Source organism: Acuticoccus sp. (genome assembly GCF_965213555.1).
Classification (GTDB): Bacteria; Pseudomonadota; Alphaproteobacteria; order Rhizobiales; family Amorphaceae; genus Acuticoccus.
In genome coordinates this window covers 3819553-3834953 of the sequence record NZ_OZ243890.1, presented here as the reverse complement: position 1 = coordinate 3834953, position 15401 = coordinate 3819553, and the positions used below count along the sequence as shown (strand labels likewise).

Genomic DNA, 15401 nt, shown 5'->3' with positions numbered 1-15401 from the left:
AGGGTCGCACATGGGAGAGTGAAGAACACATGACGCAGGCGTTCAGCGGTCGCAAGCAGGTTCGCAAGTACTTCGGCTCGATCCGTGAGGTCACGGAGATGCCGAACCTCATCGAGGTTCAGAAGGCGTCCTACGACCAGTTCCTGCTCGTGGACAAGCCCGAAGAGGGCCGCGGCGACGAGGGGCTCGAGGGCGTGTTCCGCTCCGTGTTCCCGATCTCCGACTTCGCTGGCACTGCGATGCTCGAGTTCGTGGACTACGAGTTCGAGGCGCCCAAGTTCGACGTCGATGAGTGCCGGCAGCGCGACATCACCTACGCCGCGCCGCTCAAGGTCAAGCTGCGCCTCGTGGTGTTCGACGTCGACGAGGACACCGGCGCCAAGAGCCCGAAGGAGTTCAAGGAGCAGGACGTCTACATGGGCGACATGCCGCTCATGACGGACAACGGGACGTTCATCGTCAACGGCACCGAGCGCGTCATCGTCAGCCAGATGCACCGCTCGCCGGGCGTCTTCTTCGACCACGACAAGGGCAAGACGCATTCCTCCGGCAAGCTGCTGTTCGCCGGCCGGGTCATCCCGTACCGCGGCTCATGGCTCGACATCGAGTTCGACGCCAAGGACATCGTGCACGCCCGCATCGACCGGCGCCGCAAGATCCCGGTGACGAGCCTGATGATGGCGCTCGGCTTCTCGCCCGAGGAGATCCTGCACACCTTCTACGACCGCGTCAGTTACATGCGCGACGGCGACGGATGGCGCATGCCCTTCGACGGCGATCGCCTCAAGGGGATGAAGGCGACGACCGACCTCGTCGACGCGGACACCGGCGAGCTCGTCATCGAGGAGGGGCGCAAGATCACCGGGCGCACCATTCGCCAGCTCGAAGAGCGCGGGGTCAAGGCGCTGCGCGTGTCGGACGACGACCTTTACGGGCGCTACCTCGGCGACGACATCGTCAACTTCGAGACGGGCGAGGTGCACGCCGAGGCGGGCGACGAGCTCGACGAGAAGAGCCTCGCCAAGCTCCTGGAGACGGGGCTTCAGGAGATCACCGTCCTCGACATCGACCACGTCACCAAGGGCGCCTACATCCGCAACACCCTCGCGGCGGACAAGAACGAGACGCGCGAGGCGGCGCTCTTCGACATCTATCGCGTCATGCGCCCCGGCGAGCCTCCCACCATCGACACCGCCGAGAACATGTTCGCCTCGCTGTTCTTCGACCCCGAGCGCTACGACCTGTCTGCCGTCGGTCGGGTGAAGATGAACATGCGCCTCGACCTTGATGCCCCCGACACGCAGCGCACGCTGCGCAAGGAGGACATCATGGCCGTCATCAAGACGCTCATCGGCCTGCGCGACGGCAAGGGCGAGATCGACGACATCGACAACCTCGGCAACCGGCGCGTGCGCTCGGTGGGCGAGCTGATGGAGAACCAGTACCGCCTGGGGCTCCTCAGGATGGAGCGCGCCATCAAGGAGCGCATGTCGTCCGTCGAGATCGAGACGGTGATGCCGCAGGACCTCATCAACGCAAAGCCCGCGGCGGCGGCGGTGCGCGAGTTCTTCGGCTCCTCGCAGCTCTCCCAGTTCATGGACCAGACGAACCCGCTGTCGGAGGTGACGCACAAGCGGCGCCTGTCGGCGCTGGGTCCGGGCGGCCTGACGCGCGAGCGCGCGGGCTTCGAGGTGCGCGACGTGCACCCGACGCACTACGGCCGCATCTGCCCCATCGAGACGCCCGAGGGCCCGAACATCGGTCTCATAAACTCGCTCGCGACGTTCGCCCGGGTGAACAAGTACGGCTTCATCGAGGCGCCCTACCGGAAGGTGGCGAACGGTCAGGTCACCGACGAGGTGGTCTACCTCTCGGCGATGGAGGAGCAGAAGCACACGGTCGCCCAGGCGAACGCGCCGCTGCTCGAGGACGGCCGCTTTGTGGACGAGCTCACCGTGGCGCGCCACTCCGGCGACGTGTCCATGATGCCGGCCGACCGCATCGACTACATGGACGTCAGCCCCAAGCAGCTCGTCTCGGTGGCGGCGGCGCTGATCCCGTTCCTCGAGAACGACGACGCCAACCGCGCGCTGATGGGCTCGAACATGCAGCGGCAGGCGGTGCCGCTCGTCCGCGCCGAGGCGCCGCTCGTCGGCACCGGGATGGAGCCCATCGTCGCGCGCGACTCCGGCGCTGCCATCGGCGCGCGCCGTGCGGGCATCATCGACCAGGTGGACGCGGCGCGCATCGTCATCCGCGCCACGGAGGAGCTCGATCCGACGAAGAGCGCGGTGGACATCTACCAGCTCATGAAGTTCCAGCGGTCGAACCAGAACACCACGGTCAACCAGCGGCCGCTGGTGCGGGTCGGCGATCAGGTGGCCAAGGGCGAGATCATCGCCGACGGCCCGTCGACCGAGCTCGGCGACCTCGCGCTCGGCCGCAACGTGCTCGTCGCGTTCATGCCCTGGAACGGCTACAACTTCGAGGACTCGATCCTGCTCTCCGAGCGCATCGTCTCCGACGACGTGTTCACCTCGATCCACATCGAGGAGTTCGAGGTCGCCGCCCGCGACACCAAGCTCGGGCCGGAGGAGATCACCCGCGACATCCCGAACGTCTCGGAGGAGGCGCTTAGGAACCTCGATGAGGCGGGCATCGCCTACATCGGCGCCGAGGTGCAGGCGGGCGACATCCTGGTGGGCAAGATCACGCCGAAGGGCGAGAGCCCGATGACGCCGGAGGAGAAGCTCCTGCGCGCGATCTTCGGCGAGAAGGCCTCGGACGTGCGCGACACCTCGCTGCGGGTGCCTCCGGGCGTCACCGGCACCATCGTCGAGGTGCGCGTGTTCAACCGGCACGGCATCGAAAAGGACGAGCGCGCCCAGGCCATCGAGCGCGAGGAGATCGAGCGCCTCGCCAAGGACCGCGACGACGAGCAGGCGATCCTCGACCGCAACACGTTCGCTCGGCTGCGGGAGATCCTGACGGGGCAGACCGCGGTGTCGGGCCCGCGCGGGTTCACCGCCGACTCGACGATCACCGAAGCGGTGCTGAACGACACCCCGCGCTCCCAGTGGTGGATGTTCGCCCTCGCCGACGAGGCGCTGCAGGCGGACGTCGAGGCCATGCGCACGCAGTACGACGAGGCCAAGCGGCGCTTCGAGGAGCGCTTCATGGACAAGGTCGAGAAGCTGCAGCGCGGTGACGAGCTGCCGCCCGGCGTCATGAAGATGGTCAAGGTCTTCGTGGCGGTGAAGCGCAAGATCCAGCCGGGCGACAAGATGGCGGGCCGTCACGGCAACAAGGGCGTGGTGTCGAAGATCGTGCCGGTGGAGGACATGCCGTTCCTCGAGGACGGCACGCACGTCGACATCGTGCTGAACCCGCTCGGCGTGCCGTCCCGCATGAACGTCGGCCAGATCCTGGAGACGCACCTTGGCTGGGCGTGCGCCGGCCTCGGCAGGAAGATCGGTGAGCTCGTGCGGCTCGGGCGCGAGGCAGGGTCGTCGCAGGAGCTGAGAACGCACCTCCTCGACATCTACGACGGCGGCACCTCCGAGCCCATCGCCGAGTACGACGACGATTCAGTCTTTCGGCTCGGCGAGCAGCTATCGCGCGGCGTGCCCATCGCGACCCCGGTGTTCGACGGCGCGCGCGAGGCCGACATCGTCGAGCTCCTGAGGAAGGGCGGGCTTGAGGAGAGCGGCCAGTCGATGCTCTACGACGGTCGCACCGGCGAGCAGTTCGACCGGCCGGTGACGGTGGGCTACATCTACATGCTGAAGCTGCATCATCTGGTGGACGACAAGATCCACGCCCGCTCCATCGGCCCCTACTCGCTGGTCACCCAGCAGCCGCTGGGCGGCAAGGCGCAGTTCGGCGGCCAGCGCTTCGGCGAGATGGAGGTGTGGGCGCTGGAGGCCTACGGTGCGGCGTACACCTTGCAGGAGATGCTCACCGTGAAGTCCGACGACGTGGCCGGCCGCACGAAGGTCTACGAGTCGATCGTGCGTGGCGACGACACGTTCGAGGCCGGCATCCCGGAGAGCTTCAACGTGCTCGTCAAGGAGATCCGCTCGCTGGGCCTCAACGTCGAGCTGACCGACGTGGAGCGCGACATGGTCATCAACAACGACATCGACGCGAGGAAGCTCGCGGCGGAGTAGGAGCTGATGGCCGAGGTCACGAACGAGCTGATGTATGAGCTGCTCGAGCGGATGCACGAGCGGCTGCAGCAGGTGGAGGAGGGGTTGACCCGGTTGGGGTCGCGCGTCCTCCGCATGGACGGGCATCTTGTGGCGCTCATCAACAGCGAGCACCGGCAGGATCGGGAACTTGCCCAGCTTGCCCAGCGCGTGGACCGGATCGAGCGGCGGCTGGACATCGTCGACTGAGTGAGGCGGCAGCTCGTCTTCGTGGGAGGGTGTCCGCGGTCGGGCACGACGGCGCTGACCCGCCTGCTCAACCGTCATTCGGACGTGCTGATTGGCAACGAGCGGTACTACCGGGTCATCGAGCGGGGGGAACTGACGCCGGCGCACTTCGAGATGGACCGGTTCCTGTCGATCGAGCCGGGCGATACGCACGACGAGCCGCCTGGAATGGACGAGGGGCCTAACCCCCACTGGGTGGGGGTCGATCCCGGCGGGAAGGTCGAGGCGGCGCGCATGATCGGTGACAAGTACCCGCCGATCTTCCGCGCCTACCCCATGCTGGCGGAACGGTTCGCGGATGCCCACATCGTCTATGTCTTGCGAAACCCCGTGTCCGTCGCCGAAAGCTACCAGGGTCGCGCTGACGATGTGGCGGACCGCTGGCCGTTCGACCATCGCCGGGCGGTGGACGACTGGAACCGGAGCGTGCGGGCGACCGCGGAGGCGCTCGCGGACGGGATGAGGATCACGGTCGTCGCCTACGAGACGATGATGGCGGGCGGCGCGATCGGTGCGCTGCTCGCAGCCTTGGGCGTCGGCATGCGGTTCGTGCGGCCCGTGGACGACCTTAGCGAGACGGCGCGGATCGTCGCCACCAAGGTGGCGCCGCGCGATGAGGCGGTTCGGCAGTACGTCTGCCTCAACGCCGACACGGCAAGCTACGCGGCGCTGATGCAGAGCGCGATCAATACGGCCCAGACGGGCGAAAGGAGAGCCGGATGAACCAGGAAGTGATGAACCTGTTCAACACGCAGGCACCCACCCAGACGTTCGACAGGATCCGGATCTCCATCGCGAGCCCGGAGAAGATCCGCTCGTGGTCTTTCGGCGAGATCAAGAAGCCCGAGACGATCAACTACCGCACCTTCAAGCCCGAGCGGGACGGCCTGTTCTGCGCGCGCATCTTCGGTCCCATCAAGGACTACGAGTGCCTGTGCGGCAAGTACAAGCGGATGAAGTTCAAGGGTGTCATCTGCGAGAAGTGCGGTGTTGAGGTGACGCTGAGCCGCGTGCGGCGCGAGCGCATGGGACACATCGAGCTCGCCGCGCCGGTCGCGCACATCTGGTTCCTGAAGTCGTTGCCCTCGCGCATCGGGCTCTTGCTCGACATGACGCTCAAGGACCTCGAGCGCGTGCTCTACTTCGAATCCTACATCGTGACCGATCCCGGCATGGTGACGGACATCAAGCGCGGGCAGCTCCTGTCGGAGGACGAGTTCCTCGACCTGCAGGACACTCATGGGGAAACGTTCACCGCGCTCATCGGCGCCGAGGCGATCCGCGAGCTCCTCCTCCAGCTCGACCTCGAGCGCGAGCGCGAGAACCTGCGCAAGGAGATCGCCGAGTCGACGTCGGAGCTGAAGCCCAAGAAGCTCGCCAAGCGGCTGAAGATCGTCGACGGGTTCCTCGAGTCGGGCAACCGGCCGGAGTGGATGGTGATGACCGTCATCCCGGTCATTCCGCCGGACCTTCGTCCGCTGGTGCCCCTCGACGGCGGCCGGTTCGCGACCTCGGACCTCAACGACCTCTACCGGCGCGTGATCAACCGCAACAACCGTCTGAAGCGGCTGATCGAGCTGCGCGCTCCCGACATCATCATCCGCAACGAGAAGCGGATGCTGCAGGAGTCCGTCGACGCGCTGTTCGACAACGGCCGGCGCGGCCGCGTCATCACCGGCGCCAACAAGCGGCCGCTGAAGTCGCTGTCGGACATGCTCAAGGGCAAGCAGGGCCGCTTCCGCCAGAACCTCCTCGGCAAGCGGGTGGACTACTCCGGCCGTTCGGTGATCGTGGTCGGCCCCGAGCTCAAGCTGCACCAGTGCGGGCTGCCGAAGAAGATGGCGCTCGAGCTGTTCAAGCCGTTCATCTACTCGCGGCTCGACGCCAAGGGCTACTCCTCGACCGTCAAGCAGGCGAAGAAGCTCGTCGAGAAGGAGAAGCCCGAGGTCTGGGACATCCTCGACGAGGTCATCCGCGAGCACCCGGTGCTGCTCAACCGCGCGCCGACGCTGCACCGTCTCGGCATCCAGGCGTTCGAGCCGAAGCTCATCGAGGGCAAGGCGATCCAGCTCCACCCGCTGGTCTGCACCGCGTTCAACGCGGACTTCGACGGCGACCAGATGGCGGTCCACGTGCCGCTGTCGCTGGAGGCGCAGCTCGAGGCGCGCGTCCTCATGATGAGCACCAACAACATCCTGCACCCGGCGAACGGTCAGCCGATCATCGTGCCATCGCAGGACATCGTGCTCGGTCTGTACTACCTCTCGATCATGGCGGACGGCGAGCCGGGTGAGGGGCTGACGTTCGGCTCCATGGCCGAGCTGCAGCACGCGCTCGACGCCAAGGTGACGACGGTCCACGCCAAGGTGAAGGTGCGCTACAAGACCGTCGACGAGGACGGCAACCCGGTCTCGCAGATCCACGAGACGACGCCGGGGCGCGCGCTCATCGGCGACCTCCTGCCGCGCTCGCCGAAGGTTCCCTTCGACGTCTGCAACCAGCTGATGACGAAGAAGAACATCTCCAAGGTGATCGACACCGTGTACCGCGGCACCGGTCAGAAGGAGACGGTGATCTTCTGCGACCGCGTCATGAGCCTTGGCTTCACCAACGCGTTCAAGGCCGGCATCTCGTTCGGCAAGGACGACATGGTGATTCCGGAGTCGAAGTACGCCCTGGTGGACGAGACCGCCGAGCTCGCCAAGGAGTTCGAGCAGCAGTACTTCGACGGCCTGATCACCCAGGGCGAGAAGTACAACAAGGTCATCGACGCCTGGGCAAAGTGCACCGACCGCGTCGCCGATGAGATGATGAAGCGCATCTCCGCGGTCGACAAGGATGAGAACGGCCGCACCAAGCAGATGAACTCGGTCTACATGATGAGCCACTCGGGCGCGCGTGGGTCGCCGACGCAGATGCGGCAGCTCGCGGCGATGCGCGGGCTGATGGCGAAGCCGTCGGGCGAGATCATCGAGACGCCGATCACCTCCAACTTCAAGGAGGGGCTGACGGTGCTGGAGTACTTCAACTCCACGCACGGCGCGCGCAAGGGCCTCGCCGACACCGCGCTGAAGACGGCGAACTCGGGCTACCTCACGCGCCGCCTGGTGGACGTGGCGCAGGATTCCATCATCAACGAGCTCGACTGCGGCTCCACCCGCGGCATCACGATGGAGCCCATCGTCGACGCTGGACAGGTGATCGCGACGCTCGGTAGCCGCGTGCTCGGTCGCACCGCGGCGGAGGACGTGAACAACCCCGCCACCGGCGAGCTGATCGCCAAGGCCGGCACGCTGCTCGACGAGAAGGACGTCGATGCGATGGAGGCAGCTCGCGTCCAGTCGCTCAAGATCCGCTCGGTGCTCACCTGCGAGACGCGCAACGGCGTCTGCGGCGCGTGCTACGGGCGCGACCTCGCGCGCGGCACGCCGGTCAACATGGGCGAGGCGGTGGGCGTCATCGCCGCGCAGTCCATTGGCGAGCCCGGCACGCAGCTCACCATGCGCACGTTCCACATCGGCGGGACGGCCCAGGTGGTCGACTCCTCGTTCGTGGAGTCCTCCTTCGAGGGCACGATCGCGATGAAGAACCGCAACGTGGTGCGCGACTCGGACGGCAACCTCATGGTGATGGGGCGCAACGTTCAGGTCGCCGTCATCGACGCCGACGGGGCGGAGCGTGCGTCCTACAAGCTGACCTACGGCGCGCGGCTCCACGTCGACGAGGGCGACGAGATCCGGCGCGGCCAGCGCATCGCCGAGTGGGACCCCTACACGCGCCCGATCCTCACCGAGGTCCAGGGCACCGTCGACTTTGAGGACCTCGTCGACGGCATCTCGGTGTCGGAGGCGGCGGATGAGGCGACGGGCATCACCAAGCGCATCGTCACCGACTGGCGCACCCACACCCGCGGCGCCTCGCTACGCCCCTCGGTCGTCGTCAAGGGCCCGGACGGCAAGGTGGCCAAGCTCGCCCGCGGCGGCGAGGCACGCTACCTCTTGTCGGTGGACACGGTGCTCTCGGTCGACACCGGCAACGAGGTCAACGCCGGCGACGTGCTCGCGCGCATCCCGCTGGAGAGTGCCAAGACGCGCGACATCACCGGCGGTCTGCCGCGCGTCGCGGAGCTCTTCGAGGCGCGCCGTCCGAAGGACAACGCGATCATCGCCGAGATCGACGGCACCGTGCGCTTCGGCAAGGACTTCAAGAACAAGCGGCGCATCATCATCGACCCGGGTCCTGCCTCCGGGCTCGAGCCGATCGAGTACATGGTGCCGAAGGGCAAGCACATTCACTTGCAGGACGGCGACCCCGTCGAGAAGGGCGACTACATCCTCGACGGCAACCCGGCACCGCACGACATCCTGGCGATCCACGGCGTGGAGGCGCTCGCCGCCTACCTGGTCAACGAGATCCAGGGGGTCTACCGCCTGCAGGGCGTCGGCATCAACGACAAGCACATCGAGGTGATCGTCCGGCAGATGCTGCAGAAGGTCGAGATCACCGATCCCGGGGACAGCGACCTCCTCGGCGCCGAGCAGCTCGACCGTCAGGAGCTCGACGAGCTCAACGACGACCTCACCGCGGACGGCAAGAAGCCGGCACAGGGCGTGCCGGTGCTCCTCGGCATCACCAAGGCCTCGCTGCAGACGCGCTCGTTCATCTCGGCCGCCTCGTTCCAGGAGACGACGCGGGTGCTGACCGAGGCGGCGGTGTCGGGCAAGGCCGACCAGCTCGAGGGGCTGAAGGAGAACGTCATCGTCGGCCGCCTCATCCCGGCGGGCACAGGCGGCATGATCACCCGCATCCGCGAGGTGGCGGCGATGCGCGACGACCTCATCGCTGAGCAGACCCGGGCCGCTCAGGAGGCGCGGGAGGCTGCAGCGATGATCGAGGACATGCGCGAGGAGGAGGGCGTGCCGGGAGAGTGATCCGCTCCTGTACAAGCTGCTTGATCACGAAGGGCTCCGCCATCGCGGGCCCTTCCTCGTTGAGGCCGCGCCTAGCCTCAAGCGCCTGAGCCGAGCCGAGGGATCCGACGTCGGTTGGACCTCCCGTCGGCTCCTCACGTTTCTCTTGCGCTCGCGGGGGCGGCGACGCTTCATTCCCTCGCAGCGCGCGCCGCCGTGGGCGGTCCCGTTGAGGAGTTCAGGGATGAAGGTGCTCGACGTCGTCGGCCTGCCGCTCGCCGCGCCGGCGATCGTGTCCGGGCAGAAGAACTTCGCAGCGAACCGGGTCATCGGATCGCGCAGGCTCAATGCGCGCGGTCTGCACCGCTGGCGCGTGGCCACGGCGCACGCCATGTCCTGGCGACGGCGCGCCGCGCTTGCGGACGGGCTCACCCCGGCTGAGCGCACCGCGTTCGACCGCGACGGCTTCGTGGTCCGTGAGGACGCGCTGCCGCCGGACCTCTTCGCAAGGTTCGTCGAGGAGGTGGCGACGCGTCCGCGCCGTGCATGGGAGATGCGCCAGGGCCACGCCGTGACCCGGCTGATGCCGCTGCCCGCGCGCGACGACGGCTCGGCCGCGGCCGCTGCGCGCGCCTACGTTCGTGGGCCGAAGGTGCGCCGCCTCGTCGGCTACGTCGCCGGCCGCACCGGCGCGTACAACCCGGTGCTCCAGACGATCGCGAACGACCCCGATCCCCAGGCGCCGGACCCGCAGAACACGCTCCACGCCGACACGTTTCACCCGACGGCGAAGTTCTGGCTGTTCCTGCACGATGTGGGCGAGGATGACGGTCCGTTCTCGTACGTGCCGGGCTCGCACCGCCTGACGCCTGAGCGCCTTCAGTGGGAGCACGACGAGGCGGTCGTCGCGACGCAGGTTGCCGACGCGCACCACGCCTCGGGGTCCTTCCGGATGAGCGAGGACCAGCTCGCTGCGCTCGGCTACGGGCGGCTCGTCACCCTGCCGGTGCGGGCCAACACGTTGGTGGTCGCCGACACCTACGGCTTCCATCGCCGCACGCCGACCACGCGGCCGACGGTGCGCACCGAGATCCATGGCATGCTGCGGCGCAACCCGTTCGTCCCGTGGAACGGGGTGGACCCTGCGGAGCTGCCTGGGATCGAGGGACGGCTCGTGTGGCTGTCGTTCGCCATGCGCGACCGCGCGGCGCGCCGCGGGCGGCCCTCGAAGTACGTTCCCATGGGCGAGCGCCTCGCCGGCGAGCCGGCGACGCGGCTCGCGCGGGACGACGCCTGAGCCGCGCTGCCGATCGGCCACCGGGCGGGTCAGGCCGCCGGCGCAGCCCCGGCGAGCACGGGGCCGACGCTGCGGTAGACCGTGCGTCGGCCGAACCGGGCACGCGCGTCCTCGGTCGCAAGGTGCAAGCGCATGGCGTGATCGCGCAGGAGCGGCAGGTCCATGGGGTCGAGCCCGTTCCAGGGATGGAAGGGGTTGCGGCGGGCGATGCCGTAGAGCGAGACGCGCACGGTCGGCCTGGCGCTGGGTGAGCGGCGGTGGAAGCCGAACGTGTCCGCGACGACGAAGGTGTTCGCCGGCACCGTGAGCGTCTTGAGCGGCGCATAGCCCAGCGCCTCGAGGCGTTCCTCCGGCAGGCGGAAGGAGCCGGCGGCGTGGTGCGGATCCGCAGCGTCCGCCGCGGTGCGCGCGGATTCGTCCTCGAAGGCCAGCCGCTCTGGGGTCAAGCGATGGGAGCCCGGCGCGTAGGCGAACGGGCCGTCATCGGGGCCGACCTCGTCGAGGAACAGCCAGAACTTGGCGGTCGGGTGGAAGGTGTCAGCGTGGACCATCGCCTGGGGGTCCGCCCCGCCGGACGTCGGGTCCACCGCGATGGTCTGAAGCATGGCGAGGACGTGCCCGGTCCGGCCGGCGGCGTAGCCGACGAGGTCGCGCACGTCCGAGCGGCGCACGAAGCGGGAGAGCTCGGCCACGGCCGAACCGCCGGTCGGAAGCGGCATCACGCGGTTGACCGTCTGCCCCTGCCGCATCTCCCACGCACGGCGCGGCACCGTGGCGAGCTCCTCGCGCACGCGGCTCAAGACATCCTGGGGCAGGGCGTCGTTCCGCACCACGATGCCATCGCGGTCGAACGCGGCGCGCTCGGCGGGATCAAGGCGAGGCGCCAGGGCGGCCCTACGCCGCCGCGCGAGCGCTGCGGCGAGTGACACGCGGCGGCGGTGGAGGCCGATGGCGTTCAGCCGCCGCGACCCGATGACGGGGTTCTTCCGGAAGGACTTCTGCGCCGTCAGCACCGCCGGTGCGGCGAGCGGCACGCGAACGACATCGAAGAGGGTCATCGGCAGCGTCCGTAGAACAGCGGTGGAGTGTCGACGCTCAGCCTAGCCCCGGAAACGTCCACGCAAAAGCTCCTTGCCTCGTCCCCGGCCGGCGGCCACGTGCGCGCTCGGCGGTCCCGCCCGAGCGAAGCGGTCACCGCGTCGCGGACGGCGTCCATCCTTCCGCACGCAGCGCGAGGCTTGACGGTCTTGAATGCAGCCTTTATGTCCACGGCAACCGAACGGCAGGCCGTCGTCCCCGGGCTTCTCGGCTCGCGCTCGAAACGCTGTCCGGTACCCCGTTTGGAGGTCGGGCGGGCACTGCCTCGACCCGGCTATGCACCGCGCCGCAGCTGGCCTCCGTCTCGAGGGGTCGGTCGGCGCGTTTGTCCGTTGGTCGCTGGACGATGCCTGAGGATGGCGCCGTGCGGCGCCCTGGCCTGCACCGTGACATCGCGGTGCGACGAGCCAGCCAGGCGATGCGATAGGCGAGCGCTGGGAGCTCGCTGAGACGTTTGCGGCGTGGGCCGCGTGTGAGGATGGATGCCGACGATCAACCAGTTGATCCGCAAGCCGCGGGTGGCGCCGGTCAAGCGCAACAAGGTGCCGGCGATGGAGGCGAACCCGCAGAAGCGGGGGGTGTGCACGCGCGTCTACACCACGACCCCCAAGAAGCCGAACTCGGCGCTGCGCAAGGTGGCGAAGGTTCGCCTCACCAACGGCTACGAGGTGATCGGCTACATCCCGGGTGAGGGGCATAACCTGCAAGAGCATTCCGTGGTGATGATCCGCGGCGGACGCGTCAAGGACCTGCCGGGCGTGCGGTACCACATCCTGCGCGGCGTGCTCGACACGCAGGGCGTGAAGAACCGCAGGCAACGGCGCTCCAAGTATGGGGCGAAGCGGCCTAAGTGAGGGCTTCCGCCGCCTGGACGTCAGCGGCGGAAGGAACGAAGAGGCGTCGGGGATCCGCGCTGCAGCGGGACCGACGAACGAGGGAGCGCGAGGGAACCGATGTCGCGTCGTCACAGCGCCGAGAAGCGTGAAGTCCTGCCGGACCCCAAGTTCGGGGACGTCACGCTGTCGAAGTTCATGAACGCCATCATGTACGACGGCAAGAAGTCGGCGGCCGAGAAGATCGTCTACAGCGCGCTCGACATCTGTCAGTCGAAGGCGCGCACCGACCCGATCCAGATGTTCCACGATGCGCTGTCCAACGTCGCGCCTCAGGTCGAGGTGCGCTCCCGTCGCGTCGGCGGCGCCACGTACCAGGTCCCCGTCGAGGTCCGACCCGAGCGCCGCCAAGCGCTCGCCATCCGCTGGCTCATCACCGCGGCGCGCAAGCGCAACGAGAAGACGATGGTCGACCGGCTCTCAGGCGAGCTGATGGACGCCGCCAACAACCGCGGCACCGCGGTGAAGAAGCGGGAAGACACCCACAAGATGGCGGACGCCAACCGCGCCTTCTCGCACTACCGCTGGTAGCACGCCCCCTGACACTCGTCGCCGACCTTACGGAAGGTCGCCCGGACCCGAAGAGCTCGAGCAACATGGCCCGCACGCACAAGATTGAAGACTACCGCAACTTCGGCATCATGGCGCACATCGACGCCGGGAAGACGACGACGACAGAGCGGATCCTGTTCTACACCGGCCGCAGCCACAAGATGGGCGAGGTGCACGAGGGCGCCGCGACCATGGATTGGATGGAGCAGGAGCAGGAGCGCGGCATCACGATCACGTCTGCCGCGACAACCTGCTTCTGGAACGACAAGCGGCTCAACATCATCGACACGCCGGGCCACGTCGACTTCACCATCGAGGTGGAGCGCTCGTTGCGCGTGCTCGACGGCGCCATCGCGCTGCTCGACGCCAACGCCGGCGTCGAGCCGCAGACCGAGACGGTGTGGCGCCAGGCGGACAAGTACCGCGTGCCGCGCATGATCTTCGTCAACAAGATGGACAAGACCGGCGCGGACTACTTCCGCTGCCTCGAGATGATCGAGTCGCGGCTCGGCGCGCGTCCGCTTGTCATGCAGCTGCCCATCGGTTCCGAGATCGACTTCAAGGGCGTCGTCGACCTCGTGAAGATGCAGGCGATCATTTGGCACGACGAGTCGCTGGGCGCGAAGTTCGACTACGTCGACATCCCGGCCGACATGGTCGATCGGGCGAAGGAGTACCGTGAGAAGCTAATCGAGGCGGCGGTGGACATGGACGAGGCCGCCATGGAGGCATACCTCGAGGGAACCGAGCCCGACGAGGACACGCTCAAGGCGATGGTCCGCAAGGGGACCATCGAGTCGATCTTCACCCCGATCTTCGCGGGATCTGCCTTCAAGAACAAGGGCGTGCAGCCGCTGCTTGACGCCGTCGTGGACTACCTGCCCTCGCCGGTGGACGTGGAGTCGATCCGCGGCATCGACGTGAAGACCGAGGAGGAGGTGAAGCGCCGCTCCTCCGACGAGGCGCCGCTCGCCATGCTCGCCTTCAAGGTGATGAACGACCCGTTCGTCGGCACGCTCACCTTCTGCCGCATCTACTCGGGCGTGCTCGAGCAGGGGACGGGCGTGCTCAACACGGTGAAGGAGAAGCGCGAGCGCGTCGGGCGGATGCTGCAGATGCACTCCAACTCGCGCGAGGAGATCAAGATCGCCTACGCCGGGGACATCGTGGCGCTCGCCGGCCTCAAGGAGACGACCACCGGCGATACGCTGAGCGACCCGAGCGCGCCGGTGATCCTGGAGCGCATGGAGTTCCCCGAGCCGGTCATCGACATCGCCATCGAGCCGAAGACGAAGTCCGATCAGGAGAAGATGGGCCTCGCGCTCAACCGCCTCGCCGCCGAGGACCCCTCGTTCCGGGTCAAGACCGACTTCGAGAGCGGCCAGACGATCATCTCCGGCATGGGCGAGCTGCACCTCGACATCCTGGTCGACCGCATGAAGCGCGAGTTCAAGGTCGAGGCGAACATCGGCCAGCCGCAGGTCGCCTATCGCGAGACGATCACGCAGGCTGCCGAGATCGACTACACGCACAAGAAGCAAACCGGCGGCACCGGCCAGTTCGCGCGGGTGAAGCTCGTCATCGAGCCGAACGAGATCGGCGCGGGCTATGAGTTCGTGTCGGAGGTCGTGGGCGGCTCGGTGCCGAAGGAGTACGTTCCGGGCGTCGAGAAGGGCATCGCCTCGGTGATGACGTCGGGCCCCATCGCGGGCTTCCCGATGGTGGACATCAAGGCGCGGCTCATCGACGGCGCGTTCCACGACGTCGACTCCTCGGTGCTCGCCTTCGAGATCGCCGCCCGCGCGGCCTTCCGCGAGGGCTGCCAGAAGGCGCGGCCCAAGCTCCTCGAGCCGATCATGAAGGTCGAGGTGGTGGGCCCCGACGACTTTGCCGGCACCGTGATGGGCGACATCAACTCCCGCCGTGGCCAGATCCAGGGCACCGAGACGCGCGGCGTCGCGACGGTGGTGAACGCCTTCGTCCCGCTCGCGAACATGTTCGGCTACGTGTCGAACCTGCGCTCCATGACGCAGGGACGGGCACAGTACACCATGCAGTTCAGCCACTACGAGCAGGTGCCCCAAGCCGTGGCCGACGAAGTTCAGGCGAAGTACGCCTGACGACACTCCGCGGGTCCGGCGTGCCGGACCGCGGAGGTTGGGGTCGCTGAAGGGCGGCCCTTCTTCCCTCAGCGGCCCTTTCGGGGCCGCGCCAA

9 protein-coding genes are annotated in these 15401 nt (G+C 67.7%); 8 read left to right on the top strand and 1 reads right to left on the bottom strand.

Going from position 1 to position 15401, the window contains the following annotated elements; all coding sequences use genetic code 11:
• Positions 1 to 29: 29 nt before the first annotated feature.
• The 5 genes from rpoB (at position 30) to ACOOE8_RS17950 (ending at position 10643) form a co-directional block, all read left to right on the top strand.
• The gene (gene rpoB / locus ACOOE8_RS17970; RefSeq protein ID WP_420392768.1) at positions 30 to 4169 is read left to right on the top strand and encodes a DNA-directed RNA polymerase subunit beta; all 4140 of its coding nucleotides are present in this window, start codon (positions 30 to 32) and stop codon (positions 4167 to 4169) included.
• Positions 4170 to 4175: 6 nt separating this feature from the next.
• Positions 4176 to 4397, top strand: coding sequence for a hypothetical protein (locus ACOOE8_RS17965; RefSeq protein WP_420392767.1), 222 nt, complete (start codon positions 4176 to 4178; stop codon positions 4395 to 4397).
• Positions 4398 to 5159 (top strand): sulfotransferase family protein, encoded by a 762-nt coding sequence (locus tag ACOOE8_RS17960; RefSeq protein ID WP_420392766.1) that lies wholly within the window; start codon positions 4398 to 4400, stop codon positions 5157 to 5159. It abuts the gene before it with no gap.
• Positions 5156 to 9367 (top strand): DNA-directed RNA polymerase subunit beta', encoded by a 4212-nt coding sequence (rpoC, locus tag ACOOE8_RS17955; protein ID WP_420392765.1) that lies wholly within the window; start codon positions 5156 to 5158, stop codon positions 9365 to 9367. The genes ACOOE8_RS17960 and rpoC overlap by 4 nt, the downstream gene beginning before the upstream one ends.
• Positions 9368 to 9590: 223 nt before the next feature.
• Positions 9591 to 10643, top strand: a complete 1053-nt coding sequence (locus tag ACOOE8_RS17950) for a phytanoyl-CoA dioxygenase family protein (RefSeq protein ID WP_420392764.1) — start codon at positions 9591 to 9593, stop codon at positions 10641 to 10643.
• 29 nt (positions 10644 to 10672) lie between these two features.
• On the opposite strand, the gene ACOOE8_RS17945 is transcribed toward ACOOE8_RS17950, so the two are convergent.
• A complete protein-coding gene (locus tag ACOOE8_RS17945; protein ID WP_420392763.1) occupies positions 10673 to 11701 on the bottom strand; it encodes a phytanoyl-CoA dioxygenase family protein in 1029 nt (342 codons plus the stop codon).
• A gap of 522 nt (positions 11702 to 12223) precedes the next feature.
• On the opposite strand from ACOOE8_RS17945, the gene rpsL reads away from it, so the two are divergent.
• The 3 genes from rpsL (at position 12224) to fusA (ending at position 15306) form a co-directional block, all read left to right on the top strand.
• Positions 12224 to 12595, top strand: coding sequence for a 30S ribosomal protein S12 (gene rpsL / locus ACOOE8_RS17940; protein WP_420392762.1), 372 nt, complete (start codon positions 12224 to 12226; stop codon positions 12593 to 12595).
• A gap of 99 nt (positions 12596 to 12694) precedes the next feature.
• Positions 12695 to 13165 carry a 30S ribosomal protein S7 gene (rpsG, locus tag ACOOE8_RS17935; protein WP_420392761.1) on the top strand — a complete coding sequence of 157 codons (471 nt, stop codon included), beginning with the start codon at positions 12695 to 12697 and terminating at the stop codon, positions 13163 to 13165.
• Positions 13166 to 13230: 65 nt separating this feature from the next.
• On the top strand, positions 13231 to 15306 hold the full coding sequence (fusA, locus tag ACOOE8_RS17930) for an elongation factor G (RefSeq protein ID WP_420392760.1): 2076 nt from the start codon (positions 13231 to 13233) through the stop codon (positions 15304 to 15306).
• Positions 15307 to 15401: the final 95 nt, after the last annotated feature.

Bases quoted from the DNA above. Each gene is read 5' to 3' on its own strand.
- rpoC (WP_420392765.1), top strand. From the start codon at position 5,156: ATGAACCAGGAAGTGATGAACCTGTTCAACACGCAGGCACCCACCCAG.
- rpoB (WP_420392768.1), top strand. From the start codon at position 30: ATGACGCAGGCGTTCAGCGGTCGCAAGCAGGTTCGCAAGTACTTCGGC.
- ACOOE8_RS17965 (WP_420392767.1), top strand. From the start codon at position 4,176: ATGGCCGAGGTCACGAACGAGCTGATGTATGAGCTGCTCGAGCGGATG.
- ACOOE8_RS17950 (WP_420392764.1), top strand. From the start codon at position 9,591: ATGAAGGTGCTCGACGTCGTCGGCCTGCCGCTCGCCGCGCCGGCGATC.
- ACOOE8_RS17945 (WP_420392763.1), bottom strand. From the start codon at position 11,701: ATGACCCTCTTCGATGTCGTTCGCGTGCCGCTCGCCGCACCGGCGGTG.
- rpsL (WP_420392762.1), top strand. From the start codon at position 12,224: ATGCCGACGATCAACCAGTTGATCCGCAAGCCGCGGGTGGCGCCGGTC.
- fusA (WP_420392760.1), top strand. From the start codon at position 13,231: ATGGCCCGCACGCACAAGATTGAAGACTACCGCAACTTCGGCATCATG.
- rpsG (WP_420392761.1), top strand. From the start codon at position 12,695: ATGTCGCGTCGTCACAGCGCCGAGAAGCGTGAAGTCCTGCCGGACCCC.